Origin of the sequence: Halarcobacter ebronensis (genome assembly GCF_013201825.1) — a bacterium.
GTDB classification, from domain to species: domain Bacteria; phylum Campylobacterota; class Campylobacteria; order Campylobacterales; family Arcobacteraceae; genus Halarcobacter; species Halarcobacter ebronensis.
In genome coordinates this window covers 1,561,930-1,580,751 of the sequence record NZ_CP053836.1, presented here as the reverse complement: position 1 = coordinate 1,580,751, position 18,822 = coordinate 1,561,930, and the positions used below count along the sequence as shown (strand labels likewise).

General features: G+C 29.4%; 17 protein-coding genes. 15 read left to right on the top strand and 2 right to left on the bottom strand.

The annotated features are described in order from the left end of the window. The first annotated feature begins 41 nt into the window (after positions 1-41). From bamA to AEBR_RS07720, 6 genes are all read left to right on the top strand, one after another. On the top strand, positions 42-2,276 hold the full coding sequence (gene bamA / locus AEBR_RS07745) for an outer membrane protein assembly factor BamA (RefSeq protein WP_129087888.1): 2,235 nt from the start codon (positions 42-44) through the stop codon (positions 2,274-2,276). 11 nt (positions 2,277-2,287) lie between these two features. Beyond that, the gene (locus AEBR_RS07740; RefSeq protein ID WP_420370938.1) at positions 2,288-3,349 is read left to right on the top strand and encodes a dehypoxanthine futalosine cyclase; all 1,062 of its coding nucleotides are present in this window, start codon (positions 2,288-2,290) and stop codon (positions 3,347-3,349) included. A 65-nt stretch (positions 3,350-3,414) separates the two neighbouring features. Continuing rightward, the gene (locus AEBR_RS07735) at positions 3,415-4,653 is read left to right on the top strand and encodes a M16 family metallopeptidase (protein WP_129087890.1); all 1,239 of its coding nucleotides are present in this window, start codon (positions 3,415-3,417) and stop codon (positions 4,651-4,653) included. A gap of 1 nt (position 4,654) precedes the next feature. After that, a complete protein-coding gene (gene gltX, locus AEBR_RS07730) occupies positions 4,655-5,935 on the top strand; it encodes a glutamate--tRNA ligase (RefSeq protein ID WP_129087891.1) in 1,281 nt (426 codons plus the stop codon). After that, the gene (locus tag AEBR_RS07725; RefSeq protein ID WP_129087892.1) at positions 5,932-6,213 is read left to right on the top strand and encodes a YggT family protein; all 282 of its coding nucleotides are present in this window, start codon (positions 5,932-5,934) and stop codon (positions 6,211-6,213) included. The genes gltX and AEBR_RS07725 overlap by 4 nt, the downstream gene beginning before the upstream one ends. 3 nt (positions 6,214-6,216) lie before the next feature. Beyond that, entirely contained in the window at positions 6,217-7,668 is a 1,452-nt protein-coding gene (locus AEBR_RS07720) for a lysozyme family protein (protein ID WP_129087893.1), read from the top strand. Here the strand turns inward: AEBR_RS07720 and AEBR_RS07715 are convergent. After that, positions 7,631-8,200 (bottom strand): hypothetical protein, encoded by a 570-nt coding sequence (locus tag AEBR_RS07715; RefSeq protein ID WP_172658876.1) that lies wholly within the window; start codon positions 8,198-8,200, stop codon positions 7,631-7,633. The genes AEBR_RS07720 and AEBR_RS07715 overlap by 38 nt on opposite strands. Positions 8,201-8,278: 78 nt before the next feature. Between AEBR_RS07715 and mobB the strand changes: the two genes are divergently transcribed. From mobB to AEBR_RS07690, 5 genes are read left to right on the top strand one after another with little or no spacing between them, the layout of a single operon-like run. Beyond that, a complete protein-coding gene (gene mobB, locus AEBR_RS07710; protein WP_128978294.1) occupies positions 8,279-8,782 on the top strand; it encodes a molybdopterin-guanine dinucleotide biosynthesis protein B in 504 nt (167 codons plus the stop codon). Next, a complete protein-coding gene (locus tag AEBR_RS07705) occupies positions 8,782-9,630 on the top strand; it encodes a class 1 fructose-bisphosphatase (RefSeq protein WP_129087705.1) in 849 nt (282 codons plus the stop codon). The genes mobB and AEBR_RS07705 overlap by 1 nt, the downstream gene beginning before the upstream one ends. Next, the gene (locus AEBR_RS07700) at positions 9,620-9,820 is read left to right on the top strand and encodes a hypothetical protein (RefSeq protein WP_129087706.1); all 201 of its coding nucleotides are present in this window, start codon (positions 9,620-9,622) and stop codon (positions 9,818-9,820) included. Before AEBR_RS07705 ends, AEBR_RS07700 begins: the two co-directional genes overlap by 11 nt. Before the next feature lie 26 nt (positions 9,821-9,846). Next, entirely contained in the window at positions 9,847-11,802 is a 1,956-nt protein-coding gene (gene metG / locus AEBR_RS07695; RefSeq protein ID WP_129087707.1) for a methionine--tRNA ligase, read from the top strand. Then, entirely contained in the window at positions 11,802-12,797 is a 996-nt protein-coding gene (locus AEBR_RS07690; protein ID WP_128978304.1) for a peptidoglycan synthetase, read from the top strand. Before metG ends, AEBR_RS07690 begins: the two co-directional genes overlap by 1 nt. Before the next feature lie 2 nt (positions 12,798-12,799). Here AEBR_RS07690 and AEBR_RS07685 read toward each other — a convergent pair whose 3' ends face one another. Further along, on the bottom strand, positions 12,800-13,456 hold the full coding sequence (locus AEBR_RS07685) for a S24 family peptidase (protein ID WP_129087708.1): 657 nt from the start codon (positions 13,454-13,456) through the stop codon (positions 12,800-12,802). Between the two features lie 320 nt (positions 13,457-13,776). Between AEBR_RS07685 and AEBR_RS07680 the strand changes: the two genes are divergently transcribed. The 4 genes from AEBR_RS07680 to pckA are packed head-to-tail and all read left to right on the top strand — an operon-like array spanning position 13,777 to position 18,800. After that, positions 13,777-14,016, top strand: a complete 240-nt coding sequence (locus AEBR_RS07680) for an OadG family protein (protein WP_128978308.1) — start codon at positions 13,777-13,779, stop codon at positions 14,014-14,016. 5 nt (positions 14,017-14,021) lie between these two features. Beyond that, positions 14,022-15,839: a biotin/lipoyl-containing protein gene (locus AEBR_RS07675; RefSeq protein WP_129087709.1), complete on the top strand. Its 1,818-nt coding sequence runs from the start codon at positions 14,022-14,024 to the stop codon at positions 15,837-15,839. 26 nt (positions 15,840-15,865) lie between these two features. Continuing rightward, positions 15,866-17,197 (top strand): sodium ion-translocating decarboxylase subunit beta, encoded by a 1,332-nt coding sequence (locus tag AEBR_RS07670; RefSeq protein WP_128978311.1) that lies wholly within the window; start codon positions 15,866-15,868, stop codon positions 17,195-17,197. Positions 17,198-17,216: 19 nt separating this feature from the next. Beyond that, positions 17,217-18,800, top strand: coding sequence for a phosphoenolpyruvate carboxykinase (ATP) (pckA, locus tag AEBR_RS07665; protein WP_129087710.1), 1,584 nt, complete (start codon positions 17,217-17,219; stop codon positions 18,798-18,800). Positions 18,801-18,822: the final 22 nt, after the last annotated feature.

The following is an 18,822-nucleotide window of genomic DNA, read 5'->3' as shown; positions in this document are numbered from 1 at the left end:
AGATATATTTTAGCCTTGAAATAAAGAGTATAAGGATAACTGTGAAAAGAAAGAGTATCTTATTATCGATTACATTGGCAAGTTTGCTTAATGCAGATACAATAAAGTCTATAGAGTTTATTAATTTAACAAAGATGTCTACAACTCTTGCGAAAGAGACAATTAGTATAAGTGCAAATGAAGATATTAGCACTGAAAAAATCAATAAAGCAATTAAAGATTTTTATGACTATGGATATTTTGAGGATATTACTGTAACACAAGAGAATGGCGTTTTAAAATTCCTTTTTAAAGAGAAACCTTCCATTGCAAATGTTGAGATAACAGGATATAAATCAAGAGAAGACGATAAAGAAGAGTTAAAAAAAGAGATAAATATAAAAAAGGGTATGATGTACTCTACTCAAAAAATTAAAAGTGCAAAAGAGGCTCTTCTTAAAAAATTAGAGGCTGATGGTTATATTAACTCAGTTGTAGAAGTTGAAATTGAAAAATTAAATGAAGATGCATTGGCAATTACCTTTAATGTAAATAAAGGTGATGAAATTATTATAAAAAAAGCTAACTATTTTGGTGCTAAAAATTTAGAACAAAGTGATTTTGAAGAGGTTACTGCAAACAAAGAAGAGGAGTTTGCTTCATGGTTTATTACTCAAAATGGTGGAGAGTTAAATAGTGAACAGTTAGAATATGATGGAAAAAGAATTCAAGAATTATATTTTGAACATGGATATTTAGATGCAAAAGTAGAAGATCCTTTTGTGCAAGTGGATTTTGCTTCAGATCAAGCAGATTTAGATTTTTATATTGATGAAGGAATACAATATAATCTTAAAAGTGTAACAATTTATGTAGATCCAGAATTGGCAAAAGCAAGTGAGCTAAAAGAGGAAATGAAACTAAAAGAGGGTCGAGTATTTAATATTAAAAGAATGAGAGATGATATTGATTTTATTAAAACTAAGATTGCTGACCAAGGGTATGCATTTGCTCAAGTAACACAAGATATTAAAAAAGATGAAAAAGAGGGAATTGTTGATTTAGTTTTAAATGTTATTCCTGGACAGAAAGTATATATAAGAGATGTTAAAATCACAGGAAATAGTAGAACTTTAGACAGAGTTATTAGAAGAAATGTCTACTTAGCTCCAGGAGATCTCTTTTCTCAAACAGATTTTAAAGAATCAAAAAATAAATTAAAACGTACAGGTTATTTTGATGATGTTACAATAGAACAAAAAAGAGTCTCTGAAGATAAAATGGATTTAGTTGTAAAAATCAAAGAAGCGCCAACAGGAAATATTATTCTTGGTGGTGGATATGGATCTTACGATAAAGTAATGATTAATGCTGCTATTAATGAAAGAAATCTTTTTGGTTCGGGAATCTCAACTGCACTATCTGTTGACCTCTCTTCTAAAGAATCTGAGTATACAGTATCTATAGTAAACCCAGCAATTGCAGATAGTAAATATACGGGTTCTTTTGATCTTTATAATAGAGATCAAGAGTATAGTACAAAAGATTATTATGATATGGATAAAACTACAAAAGGTTTTACAATTGGTGTGGGAAGAGAGATTATAAGAAACCTTTATGGTGGATTAAAGTATAAACTTGATTTTATTAAAGAGGATTATGAATATATTTCAACATATACAAAGAAAAAAGCAGAGAATCAAGATTATGTTCAAAGTTCATTAATCCCATATGTTAATTATGATAATACGGATGATTATCTTGTTCCAAGATCAGGTATGAAAGTTGGAACTTCTGTTGAGTATGCAGGGGTTGGTGGAGATTCAAAATTTGTAAAAACAAATGCATATTTCAAATACTTTTACTCTTTAAATACTTTATATGATTTAGACTGGATTTTAAGATATAGAGCACAAGTAAATTTCTTAATTGATAATGGGAAAATAAATCAAGGGGACTCTTTATATTTAGGTGGAACAAAATCATTAAGAGGATTTGAATCTTATGCTTTTGGACCTGATGATCCTGCTATTGATGATCCTTATAAAAGAATGTTTGCTAACTCTTTAGAGTTAAGTTTCCCATTAGTTGGTTCATCTATGAGATGGGGTGTATTTTATGATTATGGGATGATAGGAGAAAATAGTTTTTCAACAATTAAGAGATCTAGTATGGGTGCACTTTTTGAATGGAACTCTCCATTTGGTCCACTTCAACTATTCTTTGCACAACCCCTTGATGATGAACCAGGGGATGAAACATCATCTTTCGAATTTGCACTGGGATCATCGTTTTAATGGTTAAAAAAATGAATACAATAATAGATAAAAGAATTTCAAATGAAGAGGCTTTAGATTTAATTAAAAATGCCTCTTTAGTTGAGCTTGGGAAATTAGCAAGTGAGAAAAAAGCACTACTTCATCCTGATAAAATCACAACTTTTGTAGTTGATAGAAATATTAATTATACAAATGTTTGTTGGGTAGACTGTAAGTTTTGTGCTTTTTATCGACATGGTAAAGATGATGATGCATATGTTTTATCTTATGAAGAGATAGATAAAAAAATTGAAGAACTTTTAGCAATTGGTGGAACTCAAATTCTTATGCAAGGTGGAGTTCATCCTAAACTTAAAATAGAGTATTATGAGGACTTAGTAGAACATATTCATACAAAATTTCCACAAATCACCCTACACTCTTTTTCTGCTATTGAAATTGCCTTTATTGCAAAAATCTCTAAAATCTCTAAATTAGAGGTTTTAAAAAGATTACAAGCAAAAGGATTAAGTTCAATTCCTGGGGCTGGAGCAGAAATTTTAAGTGATAGAGTAAGAGATATTATTGCACCCAAAAAAATTGATGCAGATGAGTGGATAGAAATACACAAACTTGCACACTCAATTGGTATGAAAACAACTGCAACAATGATGTTTGGAACAGTTGAAACAGATGAAGAGATTATTGAACATTGGGATAGAATAAGAAGATTACAAGATGAAACAGGTGGATTTAGAGCTTTTATTATGTGGTCTTTCCAAAGTTCTAATACAAAGCTAAAAGAGGAAATCCCTGATTTAAAACCTCAATCTTCAAATAGATACTTAAGACTTCTTGCTGTTTCAAGAATATATTTAGATAATTTTCCTAATATTCAAAGTTCATGGGTAACACAAGGAAGTTATATAGGTCAAATGGCATTGAAATTTGGTGCAAATGATTTAGGAAGTACAATGATGGAAGAGAATGTTGTAGCAGCAGCAGGAGCAACAAATTGTATGAATCAAGATGAGATGATTCAACTTATAAAAGACGTTGGAGAAAATCCAGCTAAAAGAAATACAGCTTATGAAATTTTAGAGAGGTTCTAAAGTTTTTAATGTTAATTAAAATTTTCAAATCAATAATAATTTTTTTATTTTTACAAGGAATGTTAATGGGTGCTCAAATAAAGCATATTAATATAAAAGGTGTTGAAATACCACTAATATTTGAGAAGGAAAATAGTCTTCCTATCTTAAATTTGCAGCTTGTTTTTACAAATTCAGGATATATGCAAGATGAAGATAAAAGTGGATTGGTATCTCTATCTACAAAACTTTTAAATGAAGGTACAAAAAAACTAGGAACTACAAAATTTGCAGAAGAGTTAGAAAACTCTGCAATTTCACTACATGCAAGTAATGGATTTGAAACTTTAGTTATTGAACTCTCTTCTATAAAAGATGTACATGAAAAAAGTTTAGAGTTACTTAAAACGCTTTTAAAAGATCCAAACTATGATGAAAAAGTTTTAGAAAAACTTAAAACACTTCAAATTGGATCATTAAAAAGAAAAGAGAATGATTTTGATTATATTGCAGAGAAAAATCTCAAAGAGATTATTTTTAAAGGCTCTGCATTGGAAAATCCATCTTCTGGAACTATTGAATCAATATCAAAAATAAAACTAAATGATATAAAAACTTTTTTAACTAAATCATTGGATTTAAATAACTTAATTGTTGTTGTAGGTGGAGATTTTGCCTATGATGATATAGTTAATAAAATTAGTGATACAATAAGTGTTTTAGCAGAAAAAAACAAAAATAAAACAAAAAAAATCAAAATATCACAAAAATCAGAGACAAAAGAGATTATAAAAGAGACTCAACAAGCTTATATATATTTTGGAAGTCCATTCTTTGTTGATGTTAAAGATGAAGATAAATATATGGCAAAAGTTGCTTCATTTATCTTAGGTGGAAGTGGCTTTGGTTCAAGATTAATGGAAGAGATTAGAGTAAAAAGAGGATTAGCTTACTCTGCGTATGGTTATATTTCTGTGAATAAATCATACTCATATTTTACTGGATATCTTCAAACAAAACTTGAAAGTGCAAATGAGGCAAAAGATTTAGTTGTTTCACTTGTAAATGAATTTGTAAAAAATGGAGTTACTGCTGAAGAGTTAGAATCTGCAAAAAAATTTTTACTTGGAAGTGAACCCCTTAGAACAGAAACATTATCGCAAAGATTAAATAGAGCTTTTACTCTTTTTTATAGAGGTTTAGAGCAAGATTATAATGAAAAAGAATTAGAGAAAATTGAGAATTTAAAACTCGATGATTTGAATAAATATATAAAAACACATGATGAAATTGAAAAATTATCATTTTCAATAGTAAGGAAATAAGTTGTTGAGATTTGCACAAAGCCTTATGCATAGTTTGCAGCTTAACGATTTAAGAATTGCAATATTTAACTATATATTATCAAAACAGTTAAATGAGCCTCTTATGTTAGTTGTTAATGATTTAGATAAAAAAAATATCATTGAAGGCAATGACAAAGAGATAATTGAGCTTTTAAATCTTTTTTCTATTGATTTTTCACAAGTTGTATATCAAAGTGAAAATTTAAAATATCACCAAAAACTTGCAATGCAATTAATGGGTCAAAAAAAAGCTTTTGCTTGTTTTTGCTCAGATGAAAAATTAGATGAGTTAAAACAGGAAGCAAAAAAAGAGAATAGAGCTTTTTATTATGATGGTTTCTGTGCAAGCTTGTCTGATGAAACAGTTCTAAATTGTAATGCACCATTTACAGTAAGAGCAAAAATGCCAGACTCAAATATTGTTTTTGCAGATCTTTTAAAGGGAGATTTTAATTTCGAGCCATTTGCTGTTGACTCTTTTATTATATTAAATCATGATAAATCAGCTACATATAATTATGCCTGTGCAGTTGATGACATGTTATACGATATATCTTTAGTAATTAGAAATGAAAAACATATTTTAGATACACCAAAACAGATTCATATTAGAAATCTTTTAAATTATGGCAAAGAGCTTAAATATCTTCATTTAACAGATATAAATTTTAATAAAGATGATGAAAAACACTCTGTTAAATATTTTATTGATGGAGGTTTTTTACCAAGTGCCATTGCAAATTATCTCGTTTTATTGGGGAATAAAACTCCTACAGAGATATTTACTTTAGAAGATGCAATAAAGTGGTTTGATATAAAAAACTTATCAGCTAGTTCTGTTAATTTTGATATTAATAAACTAAAAGAGATAAATAGAAAACATCTTGAAACTTTAGATGATATGAGACTCTCAAAAATTTTAGGTTTTGCAGATAGTGATATTGGAAAGCTAGCAAAACTATTTTTAAGTGAGGCAAGTACTTTAAAAGAGATAAAATCTAAAATTGAGTTAATTTTCTCTTCTAAGTGTTCAATTAAAGAGTTTGAAAAAGAGTTTAAAGAGATAAAACTATCTATTCAAAAAGCTCCATTTTTTGACAGTTTTAATGATTTAAAAGAGTATATAAGAAATAATACAAAAATAGATGAAAATATAGTTCTAAAACTCTTAAGATATCTATTAACTGGTTGTAATGAAGGTCCAGATATCTCTGATATCTATTTTTTAACTAAAAACTATCTAGGAGAGATTATAAAATGATAGATGCATTATTAAGTTCAATATTTACTGTTGTTTTGGCAGTTATTTCCCTTTACAAATGGGTGATTATTATATCAGCCCTACTCTCTTGGGTAAGACCAGATCCTTATAATCCTATTGTTCAAATGTTGTATAGATTGACTGAACCAGCTTATGCACTTGTTAGAAGATTTATACCAACAGTTGTTGGCGGTATGGATTTAGCTCCACTTATTGTTATCTTTGTTCTTATCTTTTTAGAGACATTTTTAGGAAGACTCTTTATGGGAATGATGTAATAAATGAAAAAACTTCTAATATCTTCACTTTGCGCTATATCTTTATTAGCAAACGAGACATTAGAAGTATCATCTAATCTAAAACAAGAAGAACAAAAATCCTCTTTTCTCTTGGATATTAACCATATTTCAACGTTAGAAAAGGGAATCAAAAGAGACTTTTTTATTAATGAGTATCTAAAAACTAATATTACAAGTGATGAAGCATACAATGTAATATCTTATCTTGATAATATGAGTTTAACAATTTTTAAAAACTTTGCAAAAAAATTTGGACATGATGAAACTTTTGGAGTTGCACAATGTATAAATATGACAAAAGAGGAAATTATTGGTACTTATGCAGACTGTATTGTAAGTGGCTTAGATTTAAAAAAGGCTTCTACTCTTTCATTAATTGATTTGCAAATGATTATACAAAAAACGAAAGATAAGTATCCTCTTTTTGCAAAAAAAATTGCCATTTTATCTTCTTCTATCCCTTTTACAAAACTAATTACACAAAGAGAAGATATTTTTTATGAGCTTTTTTTAAGTGTAGATAATAGTTTTAGAGAAAAATATTTTAATTATAAATTCCCTAAAACAACTTTTGAAAAAATTATTAATGATAAAATCAATTTTAATAAACTCTTAAAAACAACCCTTTCTGATTCCAATATGGATATTTTAAATAGCTCTTTAACTGGTTTAAGTATTGAGAACTTAGATTTGGATTCTATATTTTATTTAGCTTTAAATGCCATAAGGTTAAATGATTTTAATAGTGCATATAAATATTTGCAAGAGGCAAAAAATATCACAACAGAAAAGTATATATTAGATAAGTTTAGTTTTTGGATTTATTTAATAACAAAAGATGAGGAAGAACTAAAAAAGCTTTCACAAAGTGATAATTTGGATTTTTATTCATATTATGCAAAAGAATTATTAAGAGAAGAAGTAGATACTTTAGATTCAAAAAATATTGAATTTATCCATCAATTATTAAAAGATTATGATATTAAAAAAGGTGCCTTGCTCTATTCCATTGCAAAGATAAAATCAGATTTTAATAAAGAGTATATTTCAGAAGATTTTAATGAAGTAGGACTTTTTAAATTAAATCCCAATGAATTAAAGAATAGAAATATTGTTTTTGAAAACGTAGATCTTTTTAATGAAGAGTTTAGTTTAAAATATGCCAATTTGTATTTAGATAGCATGAATTTAGATTTTAAAAGAGTATTAACAAGTTATTTAAAATACTTTAATGATTCAAATGATATCTTAATTTTAGAGTCAAAAGCTGACTCTTTATTGGAATTATTTATAAAATTTGAATCCTTAGAAAATAAAGATATTGAAGAGTTTCTTTTAAATTATTGTTTATATTATAATTTTATGTCAAAAAGAAAAGATAAAATTACTATAAATACTATTTTTGAAAATTTATTAAACTTGTCTCAAAAGTAGGACTTTTTATATCTAAAACTATTTTACTACTTTTTGTAGCATTAAATTCAACTAAATAATATTCAGCCCAGTTATTCTTTAAAGAGATATTTTTTACTAAATCTGATCCTTTATCCAATTTAGTTATTTTAATTGGTTTCTCTCCAATGAAAATATTATTATTCTCTTTAGTAAATTTTTCATCTTTTACTTTTACTTTTTTCCCATCTATTTCTTCTATCTCTTCTTTAGATTTAGAAGTAATAGTAAAATCACTTTTTTGTAAATCAAAATCTTTTTTATCTACATTTTGGAAGCCAACAATAAAACTATCAATATTATTGTTATTGTATTTATTATCCACTAAATTTAAATAAGTAACAAAAAACATAAATTTCACTTCATTATTAACAACAATATCTCTTTTTTTTGTATTTTGCACTGATTTTGCATTAAAATCATTTTTATATGAAAAGCCCAATGAGTTCTTATTTGTACATGAGGTTAAAAACACTAAAGAAAATAGTAAAAAGATTGAGTGAAATTTATTCATTTAAATTGCTCCAAATAATTAATATTTGCTATTTTACACTAATGTAACTTTAACCATCATTTGGATAAAATCCCCCTTATGAGTAAAGAATTTAAAAAGTTAGTAGTGGCCTTTAGTGGACCATCAAATAGTGGAAAAACAACACTTGTTGTAAAGGTTTCAGAAATCTTAAAAGCAAAAGGTTTTGAGGTTTGTATTGTTAAGCATGATCCAAAAGATAAAGCATTTTTTGATGTACCAGGAAAAGATAGTGATAAGTTTTTTAAAACAGGTGCAAATGTGGCTGTGGTAAGTCCTACAAGAACAACACTATTTAGTCATAAAAGATCAGAAATTGAAGAGCTTATTAGACTTTTTGGAGAGTTTGATTATTTATTAGTAGAGGGATTAAAAACTCTACCCTTACCAAGGATTTCTGTTTTTAGAGGAAAACTTGATGAATCTTACTTTCCTGTAACAGATGCAATAGCTCATGATGATTCAATTGAAAGAAGTTTAATACCTACAAATATTGATAGACTTGATTTAAATAATCCAGAAGAGATAATCTCTTGGATAGAAATAAATGCAAAGAGAGTGTAATGGAAGAGATATTAAAAGCAATAGAAAATGCAAGTATTGAGATTAAAAAAGTAATAGATAAAGGAGATACTAGTAAGAGTGAAAATGAAAACTCTACTGGAGATACTCAATTAAAACTTGATATTGCAAGTGATATTATTATAGAAAAGATTTTCTCTACAATTCCTTCAATTAAAGCTATTGTAAGCGAAGAACAAGAATCAATTGTACCTTTACATGATAATGGAGAGTATTTAATAGCTTATGATCCTTTAGATGGTTCTTCATTAGTTGATGTAAACTTATCAGTTGGATCAATATATGGAATCTATAAAAATGAGTTTAATGCAAAAAATATTATAGCAGCAGTTTATGTAGTTTTTGGGCCTAGAATAGAGATGGTTGTTGCTCAAAATAACTCTGTAAAAATGTATAGATTACATGATGGGGAATTTAAATTTATAACAGATATCAACCTTAATGAAAAAGGTATTTTAAATGCAACTGGTTCAACACAAATGTGTTGGCCAACTCACCATAGAAAACTTTTAAAAGAGATGTTTGATGATGGTTATTATTTAAGATATTCAGGAGGAATGGTTCCTGATTTACATCAAATACTTTTAAAAGGTGGTGGATTATTCTCATATCCTGGGACAGCAGATAAACCAAAAGGAAAATTGAGACAGCTTTTTGAAGTTTTCCCTTTTGCTTTAACATACGAGTTTGCAGGAGGAGCAGCAACTGATGGTTTTAAAAGAGTACTTGAAGTTGAAACAACACATATTCATGATACTACTCCATGTTTTTTTGGTTCAAAAGATGAAATAAAAAGAGTAAAAGAAGTGTATAAAGAGTATGGAAAATAATCAAAGATTAGACGAGTGGGATGAAAAACTTGAGTTGAAACTTGTTGAATTAAATGAGTGTCAAACAACTAATGGTTTAGACTCTTGTACTCCTTGTGATAAGTTTTTTGAGTGTGAACTTAGAAAAAGATATATTTTAGCTGTATATGAATCTATGAATAAAGGTTCTGGCGGTGGATTTGAATTTTAATTAGAAAAAGGTATAAAAGGTTATATATGGAAAATAGTTGCAAAAATGTTTATATTACTACTCCAATCTATTATGTTAATGATGTTGCTCATATTGGGCATGCATATACAACAATTATTGCTGATACAGTTGCAAGATACTCTAGGCTTATTGGAGCTGATACTTTTCTTTTGACAGGAACAGATGAACATGGTCAAAAAATAGCTCAAAGTGCAGAAGCAAGAGGTAAAACACCAAAAGAGTATGCAGATGAAATCTCAGGAAAATTTAGAAAACTATGGGATGACTTTGATATTACTTATGATAAGTTTATCAGAACTACTGATGAAGAGCATAAAATTGGAGTTCAAAAAGCATTTGAAACAATGTATAACAAAGGTGATATCTACAAAGGTGATTATGAAGGATATTATTGTGTATCTTGTGAAACTTTTTTTACAGAAAAACAACTAGTTGATGAACAATTTTGTCCTGACTGTGGAAAACCTACAAATATTGTAAAAGAAGAGAGTTTCTTTTTTAGACTATCAAAATATGAAGATAGACTTTTAAAATGGTATGAAGAGAATGAAGATTGTATTTTACCAAGAGCAAAGAAAAATGAGATTATCAACTTTGTAAAAGGTGGATTAAAAGATCTATCAATCTCTAGAACCTCTTTTGACTGGGGAGTTAAACTTCCTGAATCTATAAATGAACCAAAACATGTAATGTATGTGTGGTTAGATGCCTTAATGAACTATATTACTGCTCTTGGTTATGGAACAGATGAAAAAAATATGAACTATTGGCCAGCAAAAATTCATCTTGTTGGAAAAGATATTCTAAGATTTCACTCAATCTATTGGCCAGCTTTTTTAATGTCTTTAGAACTTCCTCTTCCTGAACATATTGCAGCACATGGTTGGTGGACAAGAGATGGAGACAAAATGTCAAAATCAAAAGGGAATGTTGTTAATCCAAAAGAGGTAGCTGATGCTTATGGTTTAGATGCTTTTAGATATTTTATGCTAAGAGAGGTTCCTTTTGGTCAAGATGGAGATTTTTCTCAAAAAGCACTTATTGATAGAATTAACTCTGATTTAGGAAATGATTTGGGAAATCTTCTTAATAGAATCTCTGGAATGAGTGGAAAATATTTTGATTATAAAGTTACTTCAAAAGATGTAGAGAGATTCCATAAAAAAGAGCTTGATGAAGTAAATGAGATATTAGCAAATGTTGAAAGTTATATCTACAAAATGCAACTAAATAGATACCTTGAAGATATTTGGAAAGTTTTAACTATTGCAAATAAGGCAATTGGAGATTATGAACCTTGGACTAAAATGAAAGAAGGCAAAGAGGATGAAGCTATGGCATTAGTTGCTTTAATAACTAATATCATGGCAAGAGTTGCCCTACTTTTAGACTCTGTAATGCCAGAAAAAATTTCAAAAATTGCTGCATCATTGGGTATAAAAATAGATACTGTAACATATAAAAAACTTTTAGTTAACAAAGAGCTTTTAGAGGATACAACTATTACAAAAGTTGAACAACTTTTTCCAAGAATTGAAGAGTTGTTGCTAGAGCAAGCAAAACCAACTGATGTATCTAAAACAGAAACTGAAGAGAAATCTTGTAAAAATGAGAGCACAGTTTTAGAAGAAGATAATCTAATTACAATTGATAAGTTTTTTGAAACTACATTAAGAATTGGAACAATTGTAGAAGCTCAAGAGGTTCCTAAATCTAGTAAACTTTTAAAACTACAAGTTGATTTAGGAGAAGGAAGAAATAGACAAATCTTAGCTGGAATTAAAGAGTATTATGATGCTTCTTCTTTAGTTGGGACACAAGCTTGTGTAGTTGCAAATCTTAAACCAGCTAAATTAATGGGAATGCTAAGTGAGGGTATGCTTTTAGCTGCGCGCGATGAAAATGGACTCTCTCTTGTTAGGCCTGAGACTTCTAAAAAATCTGGGACAAAAATAAGCTAGTGCAAATCTCATCAATATTGGACATTGTTGATGGAAGGTTATTAAACCATCCATCAATCTCTTTTATCTACTCAATAAAAACTAATGCAAAACGAGTTAAAGAGGGAGATCTTTTCATTGTTAAAAATGATGAAGATATAACTTTTGCCGTTAAAAACGGGGCTTTTGCACTAATTGTAGAAGAGAAAATAGATATTATTGATAATGAAATTGCTTGGATATATGTAAAATCTATTGAAGATACTATAAAAAAACTTTTACGATATCTTTTATCAAATATCAGGCTTACAGCATTTTATTGTAATGATGTAAGTTTTGAACTTTTTAAAATTTTAAAGAAACCAACAGTTCATACGAATATAAAACTTGTGCCAAAAGATTTATCAAAATTTTTTAAAGTAATTGATGATTTAGAAGAAAATGATACACTCATTTGCTCTAGTCACAAAGATTTAGATGATATTTATCCCGTAAATTTCAATTTTAATACAAAAGCATATGATATAAAAAACTTAATAGAACACTCTATTTTTGAAACAACATTTAGTTACAAAGAGAGATATTTTTCAAAAGTCAAACTACCTAGTCTTTATATTAAAGAGTTTTTAGATGTATATAGTTTTTTAGGCTTTGATGCAGAGTTAAATAAACTAAAAAAATTCACACCACTAAAACCAATATTTATTGACAAGTTAATAAATCACACAGATTATGGTAAGACTGATAAGTTCCTATTAGCCCAAGAGAATGAAGAGCTAATAGAAAAAGAGATTGAGTATTTAAAAGAGAAATATAAATATGCAAAAATTTTATACTTAACAACTACAGAGATAGATGACCATAAAGATATTGACTATACTTTTATAAATTCACTTTCAAATTTAAAAAGTTTTTTAAAAAAAATTCCTTTTAATGGAGTATATTTTATGGGTGTTAGTTTTGATGAACTTTATGACCAAGTCTCAATTGAGCAAGAAGAGCCCTCTTTAATCTAGTCTTAATAGACCATACCAAAAGAGCTAACTACTTTTCCTACAATTAAAAGTTCACTTTTATCTAAAATTTGCATTGGATAATCTCTATTATCTGAGATAATATCAAATTTTCCATCTACTCTTCTTTGTATTCTTTTTACAAAAAGTCCATAATTTGTAGTAAAAGCATATATTCCATCTCTACTAATATCAGTTTTATTTTTATCTATAAAAATAATATTATCACTGTTTAGAGTTGGTTCCATTGAGTCCCCTACTACATTTATTGCATCAATATTTTTTAAATTCTCTTTTCCTCCTAACATATTTACAAAATATTGAGGAACTTCTAAACTTTCATAACTATCATCATTCTCATAAGCTCCACCTCCAGCACTAACATTTATCTCTGGATAATACCTAATCCAGTATTTATCAGTAGAGTCTACAAGTGAGCCTGGGTTTTGATTGTAAAGTAACCAGTTTATTGATATTTTTTTTCTGGCACAGAAGTCTAGAATATTTGAATAAGGTATCTTCCCTCTGTTTTTCATGGTTGCAAAATTTACTTGACTTAGGTCTAATGCGGTAGCTACATCTTTATCAAAAACTTTTCCAGCTATTCCATCTTTACTCAAGATATCTTTTAGTTTCTCTATTATTTCGCTTACAATTAACATCTCAAACTCCTTTTTTAAAATTATATTACAAAATGCAATATTTTTCAAGATAAATTACAAAAAATTATAAAATTTCTTAATTAGAAAAAAATAGGAGAATAAAATGTCACAAAAAATTGGTAAGGCTACAAACAATATTATGAAATTTTTATATAAAATTGACAATTTATTGCTAATTTGTGGTAACAAAATATTATAAAAACTAATAAAAATCTTAAATTATTAAATTTACTTAAAATAGGGAAAAATCTAAATTTTACTAAAGCTATTTTAATATAGAATTGTATTACTAATTCACGATGGTAACCACGGGGAGTAATATGGAAACAAACTTAATTGTTGAATCAGTGAAGTTCATGATTTTAGGTATGGGAATAGTTTTTCTTTTTCTTATTATAATGGTCTATGCATTGAAATTTCAAGCAAAGATTATTGGAAAGTATTTTCCAGAAAAAAAAGTTAGTCCTGCAAAGTCACAAACTACAACTGCAAATAACAACACTGCAAAAATAGCTGCTATCGTAGCTGCTGTACAACATCACAAAAATCTTAAAGGTTAAAATATATGGCTAAAAAATATATCGATGTCATGGACACTACCTTTAGAGATGGATTTCAATCTGTCTTTGGAGGTAGAGTTCTAATGAATGACTTCTTCCCAGCGGTTGAAGCTGCGAAAGAGGCTGGTATTACGCACTTTGAATTCGGTGGAGGAGCAAGATTCCAATCGCTATTCTTTTATTTACAAGAGAATGCCTTTGAGATGATGGACAAATTTAGAGAAATTGTTGGTCCTGAGGCAAATTTACAAACATTAGCAAGAGGTATTAATACTGTTATGTTGGATACTGGTTCAAGAGAACTAGTTGAGATGCATGCAAAAATGTTTGCAAAACATGGGGTAACAACTATTAGAAACTTTGACGCATTAAACGATGTTCAAAATTTAGAGTACTCTGCTGAATGCATTAAAAAGTATGGTTTAAACCATGAAGTAGTTGTAACTCTTATGGATTTACCTCCAGGTTGTGTTGGTGCGCATGATGTACCTTTTTATGAGAAAACATTAAGAAATATTCTTGATAGTGGAGTTCCTTTTGATTCAATTGCATTTAAAGATGCTTCTGGTACTTCATCTCCACAAAAAGTATTTGATACAATAAAAATGGCAAGAAAACTTGTTGGAGAAGATACTCATATTAGACTTCATACTCATGAAACTGCTGGTGTATCTGTTGCATGTTATTTAGCTGCACTTGATGCTGGTGCTGATGGTATAGATTTAGCTGCTGCTCCTGTATCTGGTGGTACTTCACAACCTGATATTTTAACTATGATGCATGCTGTAAAAGGGATGAATTACGATTTAGGTGGTTTAGAAATTGAAAAAATTCTAAAATATGAAGAGACTCTTAACAGTTGTTTAAAAGACTACTTTATCCCACCTGAGGCTACACAAGTTTCACCACTTATTCCTTTTTCACCAATGCCTGGTGGTGCCTTAACAGCTAACACTCAAATGATGAGAGATAATGGAACTTTAGAAAAATTTCCTGAAGTAATTAAAGCTATGAGAGAAGTTGTTGAAAAAGGTGGCTATGGTACATCTGTAACTCCTGTTTCTCAATTTTATTGGCAACAAGCTTATGCAAATGTTATGTTTGGACCTTGGAAACAAATAGCTCCTGGTTATGGTAAAATGGTTTTAGGGTACTTTGGTAAAACTCCAGTTACTCCTGATGAGCAAATTGTAAAATTAGCTTCAGAGAAGTTAAAACTTGAACCAACAACTGAAAATCCTCTTGATATTGCAGATAGAGATGAGAAAAAAACTATGGCATATTGGGAAGGAAGATTAAAAGAAGAAGGTATTGAAGCTACTGAAGAAAATGTATTTATTGCAGCAGCTTGTGACGAAAAAGGGATTGCTTTCTTAAAAGGGAATGGTCCTTTAAATGTTAGAAAAATCAATGATTCAACTTGTGAAAATGACAAAAATTGTGTATTAGGAGAAAATAAAGGTATGAGTAACGCAACAGGAAACTACACAGTAGTAGTAGATGGGCAAAAATTTAATGTAACAGTAGCAGAAGGAAATGCAGATATTCAAGTAACACCAGTATCTCAAACTTCAACTCAAACAACTTCTTCACCTGCACCAGTAGGTAATGGAGCTGACGTTCCAGCAACAGTTGCAGGAAATGTTTGGAAAATAAATGTGAAAGTTGGAGATGTTGTTAAACAAGGTGATGTTATTGCTATTTTAGAAGCTATGAAAATGGAAATTGATGTTGAAGCTCCTTGTGATGGTACAATTACTGCTATTTTAGTAAATGCTAGTGAACCTGTTGAAGAGGGTCAAACAATAGCTAAAATTGGTTAATTGAAACAAGGAAATTGGAGAATTTAATGAATAAAAAAGTAGTGGCATTTATACTATTACTCTTTTTTGCACTATTTACTACTAACTCATTTGCAAACAGTACGCACGAGGTTGCAAATGAGAGTGCACAAGAAGTAAAACATGAGTATAAACCAAAATCAATTACAGAGCTAATGGCCTCTTTTTATGAAACTACAGGAATTAATGCTATATTAAATCCTAGTGATGATGTTATGACAGCAGAACCTAATCCTGCAGATGCAAGACCAATGACAGCATTTGAACAATCATGGGGTAGAATTATAATGTTTGCAATAGTTATTCTTCTATTTTATTTGGCAATTGCAAAAGGATTTGAACCTCTATTACTTCTACCAATTGCTTTTGGTGGATTATTAGCTAATATTCCACTAGCAAACATGGGTGGAGCGCATGGAATGCTTGGTATTATTTATAATATGGGTATTGCAAATGAATTTTTCCCTCTTTTAATTTTTATGGGGGTTGGAGCTATGACAGATTTTAGTCCCCTATTAGCAAACCCAAAATCAGCAATTCTTGGTGGTGCTGCACAATTTGGTATTTTTGGTTCACTTGTTGGTGCAGTAATGCTTGGATTTGATCTACAAACTGCTTCAGCTATTTCAATTATTGGTGGAGCTGATGGACCTACATCAATTTTTATTGCTAATAGATTAGCACCAGAGATGCTTGGAGCAATTGCTGTTGCTGCTTATTCATATATGGCACTTGTACCAGTAATTCAACCTCCTATTATGAAACTTCTTACAACAGATGAAGAGAGAAGAATTAAAATGCCTAAATTAAGAAAAGTACATAAGTTGGAGAATCTTTTCTTACCAATTGTTATTCTTTTTTTAGCTGTTCTATTTTTACCTGAATCAACACCTTTAATTGGTGCCTTTGCTTTTGGAAATTTTTTAAAACAATCAGGTGTTGTTGAGAGACTTTCTGATACAATGCAAAATTCATTAATCAATATAGTTACTATATTCTTAGGATTAGGAGTTGGTTCAAAACTAGCTGCTGATAAATTCTTAGTTTTAGAGACTTTAGGAATTATGGTTATTGGATTATTAGCTTTTGCTGCAGGGACTGCTGCAGGAGTTATTATGGCAAAAATTATGAATAAATTTTCATCGGAAGAGTCAAAAGTAAATCCACTTATTGGGGCTGCAGGAGTATCTGCTGTACCAATGGCTGCTAGAGTAGTGAGTAAAGTTGGACAAGAGTATGATAGGTCAAATGTATTGTTAATGCATGCAATGGGACCAAATGTTGCTGGAGTTATTGGTTCTGCCGTAGCTGCCGGTGTATTATTATCAATTTTTAAATAAGAAAAAAATAGGGAATAAAATGTCAGAAATCATAGGTACACTTGGACTTGATAATGTAGGAACAGTGTATAGGAATCTTGATGTTGATACTTTAATTCAACATGCAGTTGAGAAGGAAGGGGCCAAGATCTCTTCAACGGGCGCATTAATGATAGATACGGGCATCTTTACAGGAAGAAGCCCGAGAGATAAGTTTTTTGTTAATCAAGATCCTTCAAATAAATATATTGCTTGGGGCGATATTAACTTCAAAGTATCAAAAGAGGTTTATGAAGATTTAAAGAAAATCTCTAAAAAACAGTTAAATAATAAAGATTTATATGTAACTGATGTTTATTGCGGTGCATCATTAGATAGTAGAAAATCAGTTAGATTTATTACAGAGATTGCATGGCAAGCACACTTTATTCAAAATATGTTTATTGTTCCTCCTAAAGAAGATTTAGAAAACTTCGAACCTGAGTTTACAATTTATAACTCTTGTAAAACTGTAGATATGGCATATGCAAGCCATGGGTTAAACTCAGAAGTTTTTGTTATATTCAATGTTGAAGAGAATATTGCACTTATTGGTGGTACGTGGTACGCTGGTGAGATGAAAAAAGGTGTTTTCTCAATGATGAATTATTGGTTACCTTTAGAGGGAAAACTATCTATGCACTGTTCTGCTAATATTGGGAAAGATGGAGATACTGCCCTATTCTTTGGTCTAAGTGGTACGGGAAAAACTACTTTATCAACTGATCCAAATAGAGCTTTAATAGGTGATGATGAACATGGTTGGGATGATAATGGTGTATTTAACTTCGAAGGTGGTTGTTACGCAAAAGTTATTAATCTTGATGCTGAATCTGAACCTGATATATATAATGCAATTAAAAAAGGTGCTATTTTAGAAAATGTTGTAGCAGATGAAAATGGTGTTGTAGATTATACTGACAGTTCTAAAACAGAAAATACAAGAGTTTCTTATCCAATAAATCATATTCCTAATCATAAAAAAGATATGAGGGGTGGACATCCAAACAATATTATCTTTTTATGTGCTGATGCTTTTGGAGTATTACCTCCTGTTGCAAAACTTGATAAAAGACAAGCAATGTACTATTTTTTAAGTGGATATACTGCAAAAGTTGCAGGAACTGAAAGAGGTATTACAGAACCAGTTGCTACATTTAGTTCTTGTTTTGGAGAAGCATTTCTTCCTTTAAATCCTACAGTTTATGCTGAATTATTAGGTGAAAAAATTGATAAACACAATGTAAGTGTTTATTTAGTAAATACTGGTTGGACAGGTGGTCCTTACGGGATTGGTTCTAGAATGAGCATAAAAAATACAAGAGCTTGTATAAATGCAATTTTAGATGGTTCAATTCATAATTCACACTTTGAAACTTTACCTATTTTTAATTTGGAGATTCCAAAAACATTAAGTGGAGTGGAGACTAAAGTTCTAAATCCAAGAAATACTTGGGAAGATAAAGAGTCGTATGATGAAACAGCTATCAAACTAGCTGGTATGTATATTGAAAATTATGCTAAAAAATATTTGACATTAGAGAATGATTACGATTTTACTTCTGCTGGTCCAAAGATTTCATAAAAATATCTAAAAATTAGAATTA